This is a genomic window from Saccharomonospora amisosensis, from assembly GCF_011761185.1.
Taxonomy (GTDB): domain Bacteria; phylum Actinomycetota; class Actinomycetes; order Mycobacteriales; family Pseudonocardiaceae; genus Saccharomonospora_A; species Saccharomonospora_A amisosensis.
Genome location: NZ_JAAOYM010000001.1, coordinates 1643699 through 1659833 on the forward strand (window position 1 = coordinate 1643699; position 16135 = coordinate 1659833).

Here is a 16135-nt window from a genome sequence, read left to right on the forward strand (position 1 = left end):
GAAACAATCGACCGTTGAGCGTATCTGGTCGGCAATTGACGATCAAGTCAGCAGTGAGCCCAGTTCGCGCAGGTGGGCGGTGGCGCCGCCGAGCAGGAACTCGTTGCGCTTCGCGGCCACGAAGTAGCGGTGCACCGAATGGTCGACGTCGATACCGACTCCGCCGTGGACGTGCACCGCGGTGTGAGCGACACGGTGGCCCGCCTCCGCCGCCCAGTACTTGGCCGTGGCGACCTCCTGCTTGGCCGTGACAGTCTCCGCTGCGTTCCCGGTTTCCGTGCCCGGTGCGCTTTCGGACAGTCGCCATGCCGCCTGCCACAGCGTGAGCCGTACCGCCTCGAGGTCGATGTGCGCGTCAGCCAGCCGGTGCCGCACGGCCTGGAACGAGCCGATCGGCTTGCCGAACTGGACTCGCTCGCCCGCGTAGGCGGCGGTGAACTCCAGCGCACGCTCCAGTACGCCCAACTGCAGCGCGCACACGCCGATGGTGCCACGCAGCCGGAGCCGTTCCGCCGCTCGAGCGTCGAGCACCGCGCTCACCGGAGTGTGGTTCGCCTCGACCAGTGCGGCGTCGGCATGGTCCACCAGCCGCTGCGGCGAAACCGTCAGGCCGTCCGCGCCGGTCTCGACGAGCGCGACCAGATCACCGTCGCCGCAGCTGGCCTGGACGAGCAGCCCGTCGGCGAAGGCGGCGTAGGGCACCGCGGTTTGTGCTCCGGACAGCCGCCAGGTCGTCCCGTCGCGTTGCGCTGTGAAGCCCGTGGGCGACCCGGCGTCGGGCAGCGCGACGGCGAGCACCCGCTCGCCTCGCAGCACCGGCACCAGCCACCGCTCCAGCACCTCGCCCTGGCCGAACTCGGCGAGAGCGGAGGCCGCCATGGTGATGGTCGGCAGATAGGGGACGGGCGCGACCGCCCTGCCCAGTTCGATGAGGACGGAGCACTGTTCTAGTAGGCCGAAACCGCCGCCGCCGACCGAGGAAGGCAGCGCGGCGTCGAGGATTCCCGCCCTGGCCAGCTTCGTCCACAGTTCGGCGTCGAAACCGCCTTCGCCGTGCGGTCCGAGCGATTCGGGGGTGACGCTGTCGGTGACGATGCGCCGGGTGAGGCCCGCGAGATCGCGCTGTGCCTCGGTGAGGGAGAAGTCCATTGCGAACCCCTTGCCGGTGGTTGTGACGAGTGGGCTGGTCAGCGGCTGACGGGCAGGCCGAGGCTGGTCGCGGCGACGATGTCGCGCTGCACCTCGTTGGTGCCGCCGCCGAAGGTCAGGATGAGCGCGGAACGGTGGGCACGTTCGATCCGGCCGCGCAGTACCGCGCCCGGCGAGCCCTCACGCACCACGGCGGCGGCGCCGAGTACCTCCATGAGCAGCCGGTAGGCCTCCGTGGCCAGTTCGGTACCGAACACCTTGGTGCCGGAGGCGTCGCCGGGGGACAGCTCGCTCTCCTCGGCGGCCCACGCGATCTTGAGGTTGCGCAGCTTCAGGTACTCCGCGTGCGCGTGCACCCTCGCCAGGTGGATGCGCACCCACTCGGCGTCCAGTACCCGGCTGCCGTCGGGCTGCTCGGTCTCGCGTGCCCAGTCGGCGACCTCACGCAGGGCGGCGCGCAGCGGCGCGGCCGACGTGAGCGCCACCCGCTCGTGGTTGAGCTGGTTGGTGATCAGCGGCCAGCCCGCGTTCTCCTCCGCGATCCGCGCGGAAACCGGTATCCGCACGTCGGAGTAGTAGGTCGCGCTGGTGCCTGGGCCTGCGACGGTGTTCACCTTCGTCCAGGAGAAGCCCTCCGCGGTCGTGGGGACCACGAGGATGCTCAGTCCGTTGTGCCTGGGGGCGTCCGGGTCGGTGCGCGCGGCCAGCCACACGTAGTCGGCGTACTCGATCAGGCTGGTCCACATCTTCTGCCCGTTGATGACGTAGGAGTCACCGTCGCGCGCCGCGCGGGTACGCAGTGACGCGAGGTCGGTACCGGCTTCCGGCTCGGAGTAGCCGATCGAGAAGTGCAATTCCCCGGCTGCGATCCTGGGCAGGTAGAACGCCTTCTGTGCTTCGGTGCCGAACCGCATGATCGTGGGACCGATGGTGTTGATCGTCAGGAACGGCACGGGTACCCCGGCGACGGCGGCCTCGTCGGTGAACACGAGCTGGTCCAGCATCGAGCGGTCCTGCCCGCCGTACTCCTTCGGCCAGCCGAGCGCCAGCCAACCCGCCCGGCCGAGCTCGCGCACGATCTCCTTGTACGCCGTGCCGTCGCCGTACTCGCCGCCCGGTCCCGCAAGCGCTTCCCTGCGGGTTTCGGTCATCAGCTCGGCGAAGTACTCGCGTAGCTCCTCCCGGAGCCGCCGTTGTCCCGGTGCGTCACTGATCCGCATCTGACCCTCCCGCTCGCGCGTTGGACGTGGTGCCGGGCTTGCCGCCGGGTGCCGCCGCGATAGTGTAGAACAAGTTCTATTTCATGAGGAGGCCGATATGCGGATCGAGGTCAACAGGGACCTGTGTGAGGCCAATGAGGTGTGCGTCGGCATCGCCCCCGCCGTCTTCGAGCTCGATGACGACGAGGAGCTGCGAATCATCCAGCCGGACGTGCCCGCGGCGGAGGTTGAAAGCGTGTCGAGGGCGGTGGCTTCGTGCCCGAAGAACGCCCTCGTCGTCCGTGACTGATCTCGCTTCGGAGAGTATTGCTCGGCGGCGATAACGAGTTCTATCGTCCGGCACCATGGTGCGGGCCAGCGAGGTGGCCCGCCACGAATCTCGGACGGCGGTCGCGGTGGCCCGGCGGCATTCGGCGTGCCCGGTGACCGCGACCCCGCGTGTGGAAGGCGGTTGAGGCGGCGCATGAGCACCAGTCTTGAAGGAACCTGCGCGATCGTGACCGGAGCGGGCGCGGGCCTCGGTCGCGCGGAGGCACTGGCACTGGCCGCGAAGGGAGCGTCGGTGGTGGTCAACGACGTCTCCGCCGACGCGGGCGGCGTCGTCGACGAGATCGAGGCCGCCGGCGGCAAGGCCGTGCTGGTCACCGGGGACGTGTCGGAGCGTGCCACCGCTGATGCGCTGCTGAGCTCGGCCGTCGAACACTTCGGCGGCCCGCAGATCCTGGTCAACAACGCGGGCATCGTTCGCGACCGCATGCTGTTCTCGATGTCCGACGAGGAGTGGGACAACGTCGTACGGGTGCACCTGCGCGGGCACTTCCTGCTGTGCCGTGGCGTGGCGGCGTACTGGAGGCAACAGTCGAAGGCCGAGGGCGCGCAGGTGTACGGCCGCATCATCAACACCGCCTCGGAGGCCTTCCTCGTCGGACCGCCCGGCCAGCCCAATTACGCGGCGGCCAAGGCGGGCATCGCCGCGCTGACCGTCTCGGCGGCGCGCGGACTGGCGCGCTACGGGGTGCGGGCGAACGCCATCTGTCCCCGCGCGCGCACGGCGATGACCGAATCGGTGTTCGGTGCCGCACCCACCGAGGGCGTGGACCCGCTGTCGGTGGACCACGTCGCTCCGCTCGTGGCGTTCCTCGCCTCCCCCTCTGCCGCCGAGGTCAACGGCCAGGTGTTCGTGGTGCACGGTGGCATGGTCGCGTTGCTGAAACCGCCGGAGGTGGAGCGCCGGTTCGACACCGAGAACGCCACCTTCACCCCCGAGGAACTGGCGCGCACCGTGGGCGCCTACTTCACCGACCGCGACCCCGAGCGCATGTTCGCGGCGAACGAGATCCTGTCGCTGCCGTGACGCGCCGAGGTTCCCGCACCGCCTCAGGTGGGCGGGAACCTCGCCGGTAACCTTCCCGCGTGTCTGTCAACAACGACGAGCCCGCTACGCGAGGGGGGCCCGTTCCGGACAGCCCGGCCAAGGCGGTCGTCGTGCCGCCGCGACCGGACCTGATCGAACCGGTCCCGCTGACGACGCTGGTCGCGCGCGCCGACGCTCGCCTCATCGCCGACCAGGGTGTCGACGACGTCACTCTCACCGGTGCCACGCTGCGTGCCCAGCACGTGCTGCCGGGCGACCTGTTCGCCGCCCTTCCCGGTGCGAGGGCGCACGGCGCCGACTTCGCGGCCGCGGCGATCGCGGCGGGCGCCGCGGCCGTGCTCACCGACCCCGACGGCGCGGAACGGCCCGCGCTGCGTGACGCCGGTGTGCCGGTTGTCGTGCACACCGACCCCAGGGGCGTGCTCGGCTCGGTCGCGGCCTGGATCTACGGCGAGCCCTCTCTGCGGCTGTCGGTACTTGGCATCACCGGCACCTCCGGCAAGACCACCACGACCTACCTGGTCGAGTCGGGCCTGCGTGCCGCGGGCCTGCACACCGGGCTCATCGGTACGGTCGAGACCCGCATCGGTGGCGAACGAATGCCCAGCGCGTTCACCACCCCGGAGGCCCCGGACCTGCAGGCGTTGCTGGCCGTCATGGTTGAACGTGGGGTCACCCACGTCCCGATGGAGGTCTCCAGCCACGCGCTGGCGCTTGGCAGGGTGAACGGCACGCGGTTCACCGTCGGCGCCTTCACCAACCTCTCGCAGGACCACCTCGACTTCCACCGCGACATGGACGACTACTTCTCGGCCAAGTCGCTGCTGTTCGACGGCCGCTCCACCAGCGAGGTCGTCGTCGTCGACAGCGCGTGGGGGCAGGCACTGGTCACACCGTGGACGGTCACCGTGTCGACCGAACCCGGCACCGACGCGAGCTGGCGCGCGAGCGACATCGCGATGACCGACACCGGCGAGCAGTCCTTCGTCCTGTGCGGCCCGGACGGCCGCACGGCCACCGCGACCCTGCCGCTGCCCGGCGAGTTCAACGTGGCCAACGCGGTGCTCGCCGCCGCGATCCTTGACACCGTGGGCGTCTCGCTTGACGACATCGTGGCAGGACTGGCCACGGTGGAGGTTCCTGGCCGGATGGAGCGGGTGTATCTCGGGCAGCCGTTCACCGCGGTGGTCGACTACGCGCACAAACCGGCCGCTGTCACCCAGGCGCTGCAGGCGCTGCGCGCCCGCACCCGGGGACGCATCATCACCGTGTTGGGCTGCGGAGGTGACCGCGACACGGCCAAACGGCCGATGATGGGAGAGGCGGCGGTCCGAGGCAGTGACCTGGTGATCGTCACCGACGACAACCCGCGCAGCGAGGAACCGGCCGCGATCCGGGACGCGATGCTCGCGGGCGCGCGCACAGTCAGCCCGGCACAGGGCGGGGAGGTGCTCGAGATCGCCGACCGGCGGGAGGCCATCGCCGCCGCGGTCGCGCGCGCGGGCGAGGGCGACGTGGTGCTCGTCGCGGGCAAGGGACACGAGACAGGCCAGGAGATCGGGGGTGTCGTGCACCCGTTCTCCGACCGGGACGAGCTGGAGGCGGCCATCCGAGACAGACTCGAGGTGGGTGTGTGATCGCGCTGACCCTCGCCGAGATCGCCGAGATCGTCGGCGGCAGGCTGCACCGTACCGACGGCGGCGAGCGGGTCACCGGCTCGGTGGAGTTCGACTCGCGCAGGCTCACCCCTGGCGGGCTGTTCGTCGCGCTGCCCGGTGAACGGGTGGACGGTCACGACTTCGCCGCGAAGGCCGTTGCCTGCGGCGCTGCTGGCGTGCTGGCGGCCAGGGAGGTGGACGCCGCGGCCGTGATCGTGCCGCCGCTGCCACCGGGACAGGCGCACGAGCGCTCCGTGGCACTGGTGGCCGACAGCGACGGTTCGGGGGCCGCCGTGCTCGCGGCGCTGGCCAAGCTGGCGCGACACGTGGTCGACACCCTGTCACGCGACGGCCTGACCGTCGTCGGCGTCACCGGATCGTCGGGCAAGACGTCCACGAAGGACCTCATCGCACAGGTGCTCGAACCGCTCGGACCCACCGTCGCGCCACCGGGGTCGTTCAACAACGAACTCGGTCACCCGTGGACGGCGTTGCGCGCCGACACCGACACCCGGCACCTGGTACTTGAACTGTCCGCCCGCGGCCCCGGCCACATCGCCGAGCTGGCGGCGGTGGCACCGCCCCGCATCGGCGTCGTGCTCAACGTCGGTAGCGCCCACGTCGGCGAGTTCGGCTCGCGGGAGGGCATCGCCCGCACCAAGGGCGAACTCGTCGAGGCACTTCCGCAACACGGGATGGCGGTGCTGAACCTGGACGACCCGCTGGTCGCGGCCATGGCCGAGCGCACGAAGGCGCGGATCGTCGGCGTCGGTGAGAGCGAGGCGGCGACCGTGCGCGCCGAGGACGTTCGCCTCGACGAGCACGCCCGCGCCTCGTTCCGGCTGGTGGCGCCGCAGGGCGAGGCCGACGTGACACTGTCACTGGTTGGCGAGCACCACGTCGGCAACGCGCTCGCCGCCGCGGCCGTCGCGCTTGAGCTGGGTTCCCCGGTCGCCGACGTCGCCGCACACCTGTCCGGCGCGCAGCGGCGCTCGCAGCGCCGAATGGAGGTCAGCACCCGCGCCGACGGGCTGACCGTGCTCAACGACTCCTACAACGCCAATCCCGAGTCCATGCGTGCCGCGTTGAAGACGCTCGCCTCGATGACGTCGGGAGCGGCACGGAGACGATCATGGGCGGTCCTCGGTGTGATGGGCGAACTGGGTGCCGATAGCGTGTCCGCGCACGACGAGATCGGTCGGCTCGCCGTCCGGCTCAACATCAGCAGGCTTGTCGTGGTCGGTGAGCAGGCAGCCGCCATGCACCACGGAGCGAGCCACGAGGGTTCTTGGGGAGAGGAGTCGGTCCTGGTGCCCGACACCGACGCCGCTATCGCGTTGCTGCGCGAGCAGTTGCGGCCCGACGACGTCGTCCTGGTCAAGGCCTCCAAGGTCGCCGAGCTGTGGCGAGTGGCCGACGCGCTGCTCGGGGAGGGCACGGCGTGATCAGCATCATGATCGCGGCCTCCGTGGGGCTGCTCGTCTCGATCCTGCTCACCCCGTACCTGATCCGGTTCTTCTCCAGGCAGGGTTTCGGCCAGGAGATCAGGGAGGAGGGGCCTGAGGGGCACAGGTCCAAGCGCGGCACCCCAACCATGGGCGGTGTCGCGATCATCGTCGCGATGGTGCTGGCCTACTTCACCGCTCACTTCGCCGACTGGCTGCGCGACTCGACCAACGACGGCCCGACGGCCTCCGGGCTGCTCGTGCTGTTCCTGGCCGTCGGGCTGGGCATCGTCGGGTTCCTCGACGACTTCATCAAGATCCGCAAGCAGCGCAACCTCGGGCTCAACAAGACCGCGAAGCTCGTCGGCCAGTTGCTGGTCGCCGTGGCCTTCGCGGTGCTGGCGCTGCAGTTCGCCGACGCCAACGGGCTGACCCCGGCCTCACAGAACCTGTCCTACGTGCGCGATCTCGCGCTCATCTTCTTCCCGGTCCCGGTGTTCATCCTGTTCACCTACCTGTTGATCTCGGCGTGGTCGAACGCGGTGAACTTCACCGACGGCCTCGACGGGCTCGCCGGCGGAGCGGGCGCGATGGTGCTGGCGACCTACGTGGTCATCTCCTTCTGGCAGGCGCGGCTGAGCTGCGTTGAGGCCTACCAGCCCGCCTGCTACAACGTGCGCGACCCGCTCGACCTCGCCGTGGTGGCGGCCGCGGCCACCGGTGCCTGCGTCGGGTTCCTGTGGTGGAACGCCGCACCCGCGAAGATCTTCATGGGCGACACCGGTTCGCTGGCGCTGGGCGGGCTCGTCGCGGGACTGTCCATGACCACCCGCACCGAGCTGCTCGCCATCGTGATCGGTGGCCTCTTCGTCGTCGAGATGATCTCGGTGGTGCTGCAGATCGCGGTGTTTCGCACGACGCGGCGCAGGCTGTTCCGCATGGCACCGTTCCACCATCACTTCGAGTTGGCGGGGTGGGCCGAGACCACGGTGATCATCCGGTTCTGGCTGCTGGCCGCGATCTGCTGCATGTTCGGGATCGGTCTGTTCTACAGCGAGCAACTCGGACTCGGGGGCGGGTGAGCCGCGCCATGGACCTCGCCGGGACGCCCATCCTCGTCGCCGGTGCCGGGGTGACCGGCAGGTCGGTAGCCCGCGCGCTCGCCGAGGCAGGCGCCGACGTCACGGTGACCGACGGCGACGCGGCCCGGCTGGCCGAGCTCGACGGCATCGGCGTCACCCTCGCCGAGGGACTCACCTCGCCGCCCGAAGGCACCCGGCTCGTGGTGACCAGCCCCGGCTGGCGACCGGCAGCTCCGTTGCTCACGGCGGCCGCGGCCGAGGGCATCGAGGTGATCGGCGACGTGGAGCTGGCCTGGCGCGTAGGGCAGGGGCTTTCGCGCCCACCCACCTGGCTGACCGTGACCGGCACCAACGGCAAGACCACGACCGTCGGCATGCTGGAGGCCATGCTGCTCGAGGCGGGTGCCAACGCGGTGGCGTGCGGCAACGTCGGCTTCGCCGTGCTCGACGCCGTGCTCGCCGGACACGAGGTGCTGGCCGTGGAGCTGTCCAGTTTCCAGCTGCACTGGTCGGCCACGCTGGCGCCGCTGGCGTCGGTGGTGCTCAACGTCGCCGAGGACCACATCGACTGGCACGGCTCGCTTGCCGAGTACGCCGCGGCCAAGGGAAAGATCCATCGCCGTTCCGGCACGGTCGTGCACAACCTCGCCGACCCGTGGTCGCGCAGGCTCGCCGACGAGTACGCCCCCGAGTCCGCGAGCCGGGTCGGGTTCGGCCAGGGCGCACCCCGGGCAGGGGAGCTCGGCGTGGTGGAGGGCCTGCTCGTCGACCGCGCCTTCGGCACCGATGCCGAGCACGCTGCGCAGGAGCTGGCACACCTCGCCGACGTGCGTCCCGCTGGTCCGCACAACGTGGCCAACGCGTTGGCGGCGGCCGCGCTCGCCCGCGCCTACGGTGTCGAGCCTGCCGCGGTGGGGCGCGGGCTGCGGCGGTTCCGGCCCGGCGCGCACCGGGCCGTCGAGGTGGCCGAGCTCGACGGTGTGCGCTACGTCGACGACTCCAAGGCCACCAACCCGCACGCGGCGGCGGGATCGCTGCTCGCGCACCCGCATGTGGTGTGGATCGCGGGTGGTCAGCTCAAGGGCGCGTCGGTGGACGAACTCGTCGGCACCGTGGCGGGCCGGCTTCGTGGCGTGGTCCTCATGGGGGTCGATTCCGAGGTGATCGCCGCCGCCCTGGCGCGACACGCCCCGGATGTCCCGGTGCGGCGGGTCGGTTCGGGTGACGATGAGCCCATGGCCGTCGCGGTGAACGAGGCCCGTGCCCTGGCGCTTCCCGGCGATACCGTGCTGCTCGCACCCGCCGCCGCGTCGCTGGACATGTTCCGTGACTACGCCGAGCGCGGGGACGCGTTCGCGGCGGCGGTGCGAACGCTGAGCAGGCAGACACCGCGGGTGGCGGGCAGGAGTGACCGCTGAGGCGCCCGCACAGCGAAGGGGCGGACAGGTGACGTCGGTGAGCGGGGGCGCGGCGACCCGGCGCGGCACGCCCGCGCACCGGCGGGGAAGGTGGCGTAGGCGGTGACGGGCGTCGACGCGCGTGAAGGGGGGCGCCGTTCACCCCGGCGCACGCGGCAGCGCGCCGAGCGGGGGTTCGCGGCGGTGCGCACCGCGCTCACCGCATGGCTTTCCCGGCCGCTCGCCGACTTCCACCTGATCCTGGCCATCTGCGGGACGCTCGGCGTGATCGGCGTCGTGATGGTGCTCTCGGCGTCGTCGGTGACGTCCTACAGCCCCGACAGCGATGGCAGCGTTTACGCGCTGTTCCAGAAGCACCTGATGTTCGTAGGGCTCGGTGGGGTGGCGTTCTGGCTGGGCGTGCGGGTGCCGCTTCGGCGTATCCGCGGTCTTTCCTCGACAGCCATGGTGCTGTGCCTGGCGCTGCTGGCGCTGGTGCTGACCCCGCTGGGTACCAACCTCAACGGCTCGCAGGGCTGGTTCCTGCTCGGGCCGCTCTCGCTGCAGCCGGTCGAGGTGGCCAAGGTGGCGCTGGCGCTGTGGGGTGCGCACATCCTCGTGGTCAAGTACGACCTGCTGCACCAGTGGCGGCACCTGCTGGTGCCGGTGGTACCCGCGGCCCTGCTGATGTTCGCGCTCGTCATGGCGCAGCCCGACCTCGGCGGCACGATCACCCTTGGCGTGGTGCTCATCGCGCTGCTGTGGTTCGCCGGCGCGCCCAAACGGCTGTTCGCCGTGGTGTTGCTCGGTGCCGTCGGCGGCGCCGTCGCGCTGGCGCTGGTGGCCGAGTACCGCTTCGACCGCATCATGTCGTTTCTCAACCCCGACGCCGATCCGCTGGGCAAGGGCCTGCAGGCGAACCAGGCGCTCTACGCACTCGCCGACGGCGGTCTCTTCGGCAAGGGGCTCGGGCAGGGCCAGTCGAAGTGGATGTACCTGCCCAACGTGCAGCACGACTTCATTTTCGCGCTGATCGGCGAGGAACTGGGTTTCCTCGGTTGCCTTGTGGTGATCAGCCTGTTCGGCCTGCTTGCCTATGTCGGGCTGCGGATCGCTATGCGAAACCTGGACCCGTGGATCCGCATCGTGGCGAGCACGCTCACCACGTGGCTGGTCGCGCAGGCCGCGGTCAACATCGGCTACGTCGTCGGCCTGCTCCCGGTCACCGGCGTGACCCTGCCGATGATCTCCTACGGAGGCACCTCGCTCATCGTGACGATGCTGCTGTTCGGCATACTCGCCAACTGCGCGCGGCACGAGCCGGAAGCGGTGGTGGCGTTGCGGACGCAGGGGCCGGGTAAGTTCGGACGCCTGATGCGGCTGCCCGCGCCTGACCCGTACCGGCCGCCGCCCAAACGCCGAAGCCCTGGCCGCGGCGCCAGGAGCGGGCGCCCAGCCGGGCGCGGCGCGCGCTCGGCGGCACCCGACCGCAGGCGAGCGGGCCGGGAGTACGGTCGACGGGGTACGCCGCGCGGTGGCACGAGGACGAAGGCGCCGACGCGGAGGGGTCGCAGATGATGAGCCTGACGAGCCGCTGGGATGGACGGACGTGACCGAGGAGAAGTCGGGCGACGCGACGGCGTCGCGGGAAGCAGCAGGCACCGCGGCCGGGCACACGCGCGGTAGCGGGCCGACCGTCGTGGTGGCGGGCGGCGGGACGGCCGGGCACATCGAGCCCGCACTCGCGCTCGCCGACGCGGTGAAGCGGTTGCGGCCCGACGCGAACGTGGTCGCGCTAGGCACGCCACGCGGTCTGGAGAACCAGTTGATACCCGCGCGCGGCTACGAGCTGGAACTGGTGCCGCCGGTGCCGCTGCCGCGCAAGCCCACGATGGAGTTGCTGCGGCTCCCGCTGAAGGTGCGCGACTCGGTCAAGCGCACCAGGGAGGTGCTCGACCGCGTGGGAGCTGACGTCGTCGTCGGCTTCGGCGGCTACGTCGCGCTGCCCGCCTACCTCGCGGCCAGGGGGCGGGTACCGATCGTGGTGCACGAGGCCAACAAGCACGCCGGACTGGCGAACAAGGTGGGCGCCCGGTTCGCGGCGAAGGTCGCTGTGGGGGTGAGGGGAACCCCGCTGCCGGGCGCGGAGGTGGTCGGGATACCGCTGCGCCGCGCCATCACCACCCTCGACCGGGCGGCATTGCGAGCACGCGCCAGGAAGCACTTCGGGCTTGACCCGCAGGCGCCGGTGTTGCTGGTCTTCGGCGGCTCGCAGGGGGCGCGCTCGCTGAACGCAGCCGTGTCCGGCGCGGCACACGAACTCGCCGACGCCGGTGTCGGCGTGCTGCATGCCCACGGCCCCAAGAACACGCTCGCGGTGCGGGAGTTCGAGGGCAGACCCGCCTACGTGCCCGTGCCGTATCTGGAGCGCATGGACCTCGCCTACGCCGCCGCGGACCTCGTGCTGTGCCGCTCCGGAGCGATGACCGTGGCCGAGGTGTCCGCCGTGGGGCTGCCGGCAGTGTTCGTGCCGCTGCCGCACGGCAACGGCGAGCAGGAGCTCAACGCTCGCCCCGCCGTCGAGGCGGGCGCGGCGCTGCTGGTCGAGGACGCGCAGCTCAGCCCGGCGAAGGTGGCCGAGCTTGTGGTACCGCTGGTTACCGACGCCGAACGGCTGGGCAAGATGAGCGCGGCCGCCGTGGGGCTCGGCCATCGCGAGGCCGACGAGGTGCTGGCCAGGATGGTGCTCGAGCAGGCAGGCTCGCACGCGAACGCGGGGGGAAACGAGGCCGGGGGACCATGACACGACTGACACCGGGAACACCAGGAACACCACAGACACCAAAGACACCACAGACACCGGGAACGGCGGCGCGGACCGACCTGCCGCGGCTTCCCGATCCGCTGCGGCGAGCGCACCTGATCGGCATCGGCGGTGCGGGCATGAGCGGCATCGCGCGCATTCTGCTGGCGCGCGGCGCGCAGGTTTCCGGCTCCGACGCCAAGGACTCGCGGGCGTTCCTGACTCTGCGCGCGCAGGGCGCCAGGATCGAGGTGGGTCAGCGGGCGGACAATCTCGACGCGTTCGAGGGCGGTCCCACCGCCGTGGTCGTCTCCACGGCCATCAAGGAGACCAACCCAGAGCTGCTGGCGGCCAGGGAGCGTGGCATCACGGTGCTGCACAGGGCGCAGGCACTCGCCGAGCTCATGCGCGGTCACCGGGTGGCCTGTATCGCGGGAACCCACGGCAAGACGTCGACCACGTCGATGCTGACGGTGGCGCTGCAGCACTGCAGGCTCGACCCGTCCTTCGCCATCGGCGGCGACCTCAACGAGTCCGGCGCCAACGCCCACCACGGTGAGGGTGGCCTGTTCGTCGCGGAGGCCGACGAGAGCGACGGGTCGTTCCTGGCGTACGAGCCTTCGGTGGCCGTCGTGACCAACATCGAGCCCGATCACCTTGACCACCACGGCACCGAGGCAGCGTATGTGGCCGTGTTCGGCGAGTTCGTGAGCCGAATCGAACCACACGGCGCGCTCGTGGTCTGCGCCGACGACCCGGCGGCGGCGGCTCTGGCGGCACGCGCGGAGGCGGACGGGTTGCGCGTGCTGCGCTACGGCCGCGAGGCAGGCGGCGAGCAGGACGCCCGCGTGCTGGAGTACACGCCCGGCGAGGACGGCGGCAAGGTCCGCGTCGCGCTGCGAGGCGAGGAGCTGGAGATGGCGGTCGCGGTGCCGGGCGAGCACATGGCGTTCAATGCGGTCGCCGCTCTGCTCGCGGGTATCGAACTGGGTGCGCCGACCGACGGGCTGATCGAGGGGCTCGCCGCCTTCGGTGGGGTGCGCAGGAGGTTCGAGTTCAAGGGCCGCGCAGCCGACGTTCGGGTCTACGACGACTACGCGCATCACCCCACGGAGGTGGCGGCGCAGCTGAGGGCGGTGCGGCAGGCCGCCGGACTCGGCAGGGTCGTCGTGGTGTTCCAGCCGCACCTGTACTCGCGGACGGCGGCCTTCGCCTCGGAGTTCGCCGAGGCGCTCGGTCTCGCCGACGAAGTCGTGCTGGTGGACGTCTACGGCGCGAGGGAGGAGCCGGTGCCAGGGGTTACCGGTGAACTCATCGCCGAACGGATCACCGGCACGGCCGTGCACTACGAGCCCGCCTTCGACCGGGCCGCGGCGCTGGTCGCCGACCTGGTGAAACCGGGAGACCTGTTGTTGACCATGGGCGCGGGCGACATCACCCAGCTCGGCCCCGAGATCCTCGCCGAACTCGACCGGCGCGCGGGCTGAGGAGCGGCACACCGTGGCCACGACCGGGCGACGCTCGCCGGGGCAGCGGCGACGGCGGACGGTGCCCTCACGCGACGCCGGTGCACGAAGCAACGCGAACGCCGGCGATACTGGATATGAAGAGGCGTCGGCGCGGGCCGAGCCGACCACACGAGCGCGACGTGCCGGATCGAGCCGACGTTCCCGGTCGGGCAAGCCCGGCCGGAGTGGTTCGAACCCCGGAGATCGGCTTTCCCGGCAACTGGTTCGGCAACGCCGGCAGGTGCTCGCGCTGAGCGTGCTCACCGTGCTCACCATCGGCTACCTGCTGTACTTCACCGAACTGGCTGGGGTGCGCTCTGTGGAGGTGGTCGGCGCGAGCCAGGTTCCCTCGGAGCGTATTCGCGAGCTCGCGGCCGTCCCCGCAGGCCAACCCATGTTGCGGGTGGACACCGACGAGATCGCCATGCGGGTCGGAGCGCTGCCCTCGGTGGCGTCGGTGGAGGTCTCGCGGTCCTGGCCCTCGACGATCAAGATAGCCGTCACCGAGCGAAGGCCGATCGGGTTCTATGACACCGGCCGCAAGCTGTACCTGGTAGACCGTGATGGCTTCGTCTACAAGGAGATCGGCGAGCCGGTGGCGGGGCTGCCGAAGCTGGAGCTGTCGAAGGTCGGGCCCCACGACGCCGCCACCCGCTCCGTCGCCTCGGTGTTGGCCGACCTGCCGCCGCAACTGCGCGAGCAGGTCCGTGTCGGCAGGGCCGAAACGCCCGGCAGCATCGAGCTGGCCCTCGCCGACGGCCGGATCGTGCGCTGGGGAGATGCCGAGCAGACCCAGCGCAAGGCGAAGGTGCTCGCCGTGTTGCTGACCAGAGAGGGCGAGGTGTACGACGTGTCCAGCCCCGAACTGCCCACGGTGTCGTGAAGGCGGCGGCCAGACATCCTGAAGACCGGGGCCCGCGTCGTGGCGATCGAGCACCGCGACACACATGTGGCGAATGACGTTCGCGACACTCGGCGTGGCTGCTGGATTCGTGGCCGCGCGATGCCTACCGTCCTGCAGCAACGTTGGTAGTTGACATAACTCTAACCCTCAACTTGAGGTCGAGGTTATCCGGGTGCTTCCGGTGAAGGTGCCGCCCGAGACGTCGACATCCAGCGCGAGGCAAGAACAGCACCACCACGATCAGGAAGGCGAGTCCGATGACGCCCCCGCACAATTACCTCGCGGTGATCAAGGTCGTCGGTATCGGCGGCGGCGGCGTGAACGCCGTGAACCGCATGATCGAGGTCGGCCTGAAGGGTGTCGAGTTCATCGCGGTGAACACCGACGCCCAAGCCCTGCTGATGTCCGACGCCGACGTGAAGCTCGACATCGGCAGGGAACTCACCCGAGGTCTCGGCGCGGGTGCCTCCCCCGAGGTGGGGCAGAAGGCCGCCGAGGACCACCGGGAGGAGATCGAGGAGGTCCTCAAGGGCGCCGACATGGTCTTCGTGACCGCTGGAGAGGGTGGCGGCACCGGCACCGGTGGCGCGCCCGTCGTCGGGCAGATCGCCCGCAAGCTGGGCGCGCTGACGATAGGTGTGGTCACCCGGCCGTTCTCCTTCGAGGGCAAGCGCAGGGCACGGCAGGCCGAGGACGGCATCCAGGCGTTGCGCAACGAATGCGACACGCTGATCGTGATCCCCAACGACCGACTGCTGCAGCTCGGCGACATCGGTGTCTCGCTGATGGACGCCTTCCGCTCCGCGGACGAGGTGCTGCTCTCCGGTGTGCAGGGCATCACCGATCTGATCACCACTCCCGGCCTGATCAACCTCGACTTCGCCGACGTGAAGAGCGTCATGTCGGGAGCGGGCAGCGCGCTGATGGGCATCGGCTCCGCTCGCGGTGAGGGCCGCGCCGTGCAGGCCGCGGAGAAGGCCATCAACTCACCGCTGCTGGAAGCCTCGATGGACGGTGCGCACGGCGCCCTGCTGTCGATCGCGGGCGGCTCCGACCTGGGCCTGTTCGAGATCAACGAAGCGGCATCGCTGGTGCAGGAGTCCGCGCACCCCGAGGCGAACATCATCTTCGGCACCATCATCGACGACTCCCTCGGCGACGAGGTTCGCGTGACGGTCATCGCGGCCGGCTTCGACGCCGGTGCGCCCACGCACAAGAAGCTCGATCCTGGCACCTTCGGCAGCCGTGGCTCCACCACCGCCACCGCCGAAGCGGGCCAGGTCGGTGGCACGCAGTCCGCGTCGGCGGGGCAGTACCGGGTCGGCGCCACGGCAGGTGATGCGGACCCGGGTGCGCCGACCTCACCGATGCCCCGCACACAACACACCGGAACAGGTGGCGCGCCGCAGTCCGGGTCGCTGCCGCCCCAGCAGGGCACGAGCGGTCGCGGCTACCAGCAACCCTCGACGCAGCGTGGGCAGGGCAGCCTGCCGGGCAGGGCGTTCCCGGTGAGCGACGACCCCTCCGACGACGACGTGGACGTCCCACCCTTCATGCGCCGCTGAACCGGCCGAGTCCAGCCGAGAGCCAGGGA

General features: G+C 70.7%; 13 protein-coding genes. 11 read left to right on the forward strand and 2 right to left on the reverse strand.

The genetic code is table 11. The features are described from left to right. Nucleotides 1–42: 42 nt before the first annotated feature. Nucleotides 43–1149, reverse strand: coding sequence for an acyl-CoA dehydrogenase family protein (locus FHU38_RS07965; RefSeq protein ID WP_167168336.1), 1107 nt, complete (start codon nucleotides 1147–1149; stop codon nucleotides 43–45). A 38-nt stretch (nucleotides 1150–1187) separates the two neighbouring features. Further along, the gene (locus FHU38_RS07970; RefSeq protein ID WP_167168339.1) at nucleotides 1188–2369 is read right to left on the reverse strand and encodes an acyl-CoA dehydrogenase family protein; all 1182 of its coding nucleotides are present in this window, start codon (nucleotides 2367–2369) and stop codon (nucleotides 1188–1190) included. A gap of 97 nt (nucleotides 2370–2466) precedes the next feature. Between FHU38_RS07970 and FHU38_RS07975 the strand changes: the two genes are divergently transcribed. The 11 genes from FHU38_RS07975 (at nucleotide 2467) to ftsZ (ending at nucleotide 16106) form a co-directional block, all read left to right on the forward strand. Beyond that, nucleotides 2467–2658, forward strand: coding sequence for a ferredoxin (locus FHU38_RS07975; RefSeq protein ID WP_167168342.1), 192 nt, complete (start codon nucleotides 2467–2469; stop codon nucleotides 2656–2658). A 174-nt stretch (nucleotides 2659–2832) separates the two neighbouring features. Beyond that, complete coding sequence (locus FHU38_RS07980) at nucleotides 2833–3723, forward strand: 3-oxoacyl-ACP reductase (RefSeq protein ID WP_167168345.1); 891 nt, start codon at nucleotides 2833–2835, stop codon at nucleotides 3721–3723. Between the two features lie 59 nt (nucleotides 3724–3782). After that, complete coding sequence (locus FHU38_RS07985; protein ID WP_313886691.1) at nucleotides 3783–5381, forward strand: UDP-N-acetylmuramoyl-L-alanyl-D-glutamate--2,6-diaminopimelate ligase; 1599 nt, start codon at nucleotides 3783–3785, stop codon at nucleotides 5379–5381. Further along, complete coding sequence (locus FHU38_RS07990; RefSeq protein WP_167168348.1) at nucleotides 5378–6847, forward strand: UDP-N-acetylmuramoyl-tripeptide--D-alanyl-D-alanine ligase; 1470 nt, start codon at nucleotides 5378–5380, stop codon at nucleotides 6845–6847. The genes FHU38_RS07985 and FHU38_RS07990 overlap by 4 nt, the downstream gene beginning before the upstream one ends. Further along, nucleotides 6844–7929, forward strand: coding sequence for a phospho-N-acetylmuramoyl-pentapeptide-transferase (gene mraY / locus FHU38_RS07995; RefSeq protein ID WP_167168351.1), 1086 nt, complete (start codon nucleotides 6844–6846; stop codon nucleotides 7927–7929). The genes FHU38_RS07990 and mraY overlap by 4 nt, the downstream gene beginning before the upstream one ends. Nucleotides 7930–7937: 8 nt before the next feature. Next, on the forward strand, nucleotides 7938–9347 hold the full coding sequence (murD, locus tag FHU38_RS08000; protein WP_208415593.1) for a UDP-N-acetylmuramoyl-L-alanine--D-glutamate ligase: 1410 nt from the start codon (nucleotides 7938–7940) through the stop codon (nucleotides 9345–9347). 102 nt (nucleotides 9348–9449) lie between these two features. Then, nucleotides 9450–10904, forward strand: a complete 1455-nt coding sequence (gene ftsW / locus FHU38_RS08005) for a putative lipid II flippase FtsW (protein ID WP_167168354.1) — start codon at nucleotides 9450–9452, stop codon at nucleotides 10902–10904. Nucleotides 10905–11025: 121 nt separating this feature from the next. Further along, nucleotides 11026–12129: an undecaprenyldiphospho-muramoylpentapeptide beta-N-acetylglucosaminyltransferase gene (murG, locus tag FHU38_RS08010; RefSeq protein WP_167175769.1), complete on the forward strand. Its 1104-nt coding sequence runs from the start codon at nucleotides 11026–11028 to the stop codon at nucleotides 12127–12129. Beyond that, entirely contained in the window at nucleotides 12126–13616 is a 1491-nt protein-coding gene (murC, locus tag FHU38_RS08015) for a UDP-N-acetylmuramate--L-alanine ligase (RefSeq protein ID WP_390623249.1), read from the forward strand. The genes murG and murC overlap by 4 nt, the downstream gene beginning before the upstream one ends. 262 nt (nucleotides 13617–13878) lie before the next feature. Continuing rightward, the gene (locus tag FHU38_RS08020) at nucleotides 13879–14520 is read left to right on the forward strand and encodes a cell division protein FtsQ/DivIB (RefSeq protein ID WP_313886692.1); all 642 of its coding nucleotides are present in this window, start codon (nucleotides 13879–13881) and stop codon (nucleotides 14518–14520) included. A gap of 278 nt (nucleotides 14521–14798) precedes the next feature. Then, nucleotides 14799–16106 (forward strand): cell division protein FtsZ, encoded by a 1308-nt coding sequence (gene ftsZ, locus FHU38_RS08025; protein ID WP_167168360.1) that lies wholly within the window; start codon nucleotides 14799–14801, stop codon nucleotides 16104–16106. The last annotated feature ends 29 nt before the right edge of the window (nucleotides 16107–16135 follow it).

Coding starts and splice junctions, on each gene's coding strand:
- FHU38_RS07970 (WP_167168339.1), bottom strand. CDS start 2,369: ATGCGGATCAGTGACGCACCGGGACAACGGCGGCTCCGGGAGGAGCTA.
- FHU38_RS07975 (WP_167168342.1), top strand. CDS start 2,467: ATGCGGATCGAGGTCAACAGGGACCTGTGTGAGGCCAATGAGGTGTGC.
- FHU38_RS07965 (WP_167168336.1), bottom strand. CDS start 1,149: ATGGACTTCTCCCTCACCGAGGCACAGCGCGATCTCGCGGGCCTCACC.
- ftsZ (WP_167168360.1), top strand. CDS start 14,799: ATGACGCCCCCGCACAATTACCTCGCGGTGATCAAGGTCGTCGGTATC.
- FHU38_RS07980 (WP_167168345.1), top strand. CDS start 2,833: ATGAGCACCAGTCTTGAAGGAACCTGCGCGATCGTGACCGGAGCGGGC.
- murD (WP_208415593.1), top strand. CDS start 7,938: ATGGACCTCGCCGGGACGCCCATCCTCGTCGCCGGTGCCGGGGTGACC.
- murC (WP_390623249.1), top strand. CDS start 12,126: ATGACACGACTGACACCGGGAACACCAGGAACACCACAGACACCAAAG.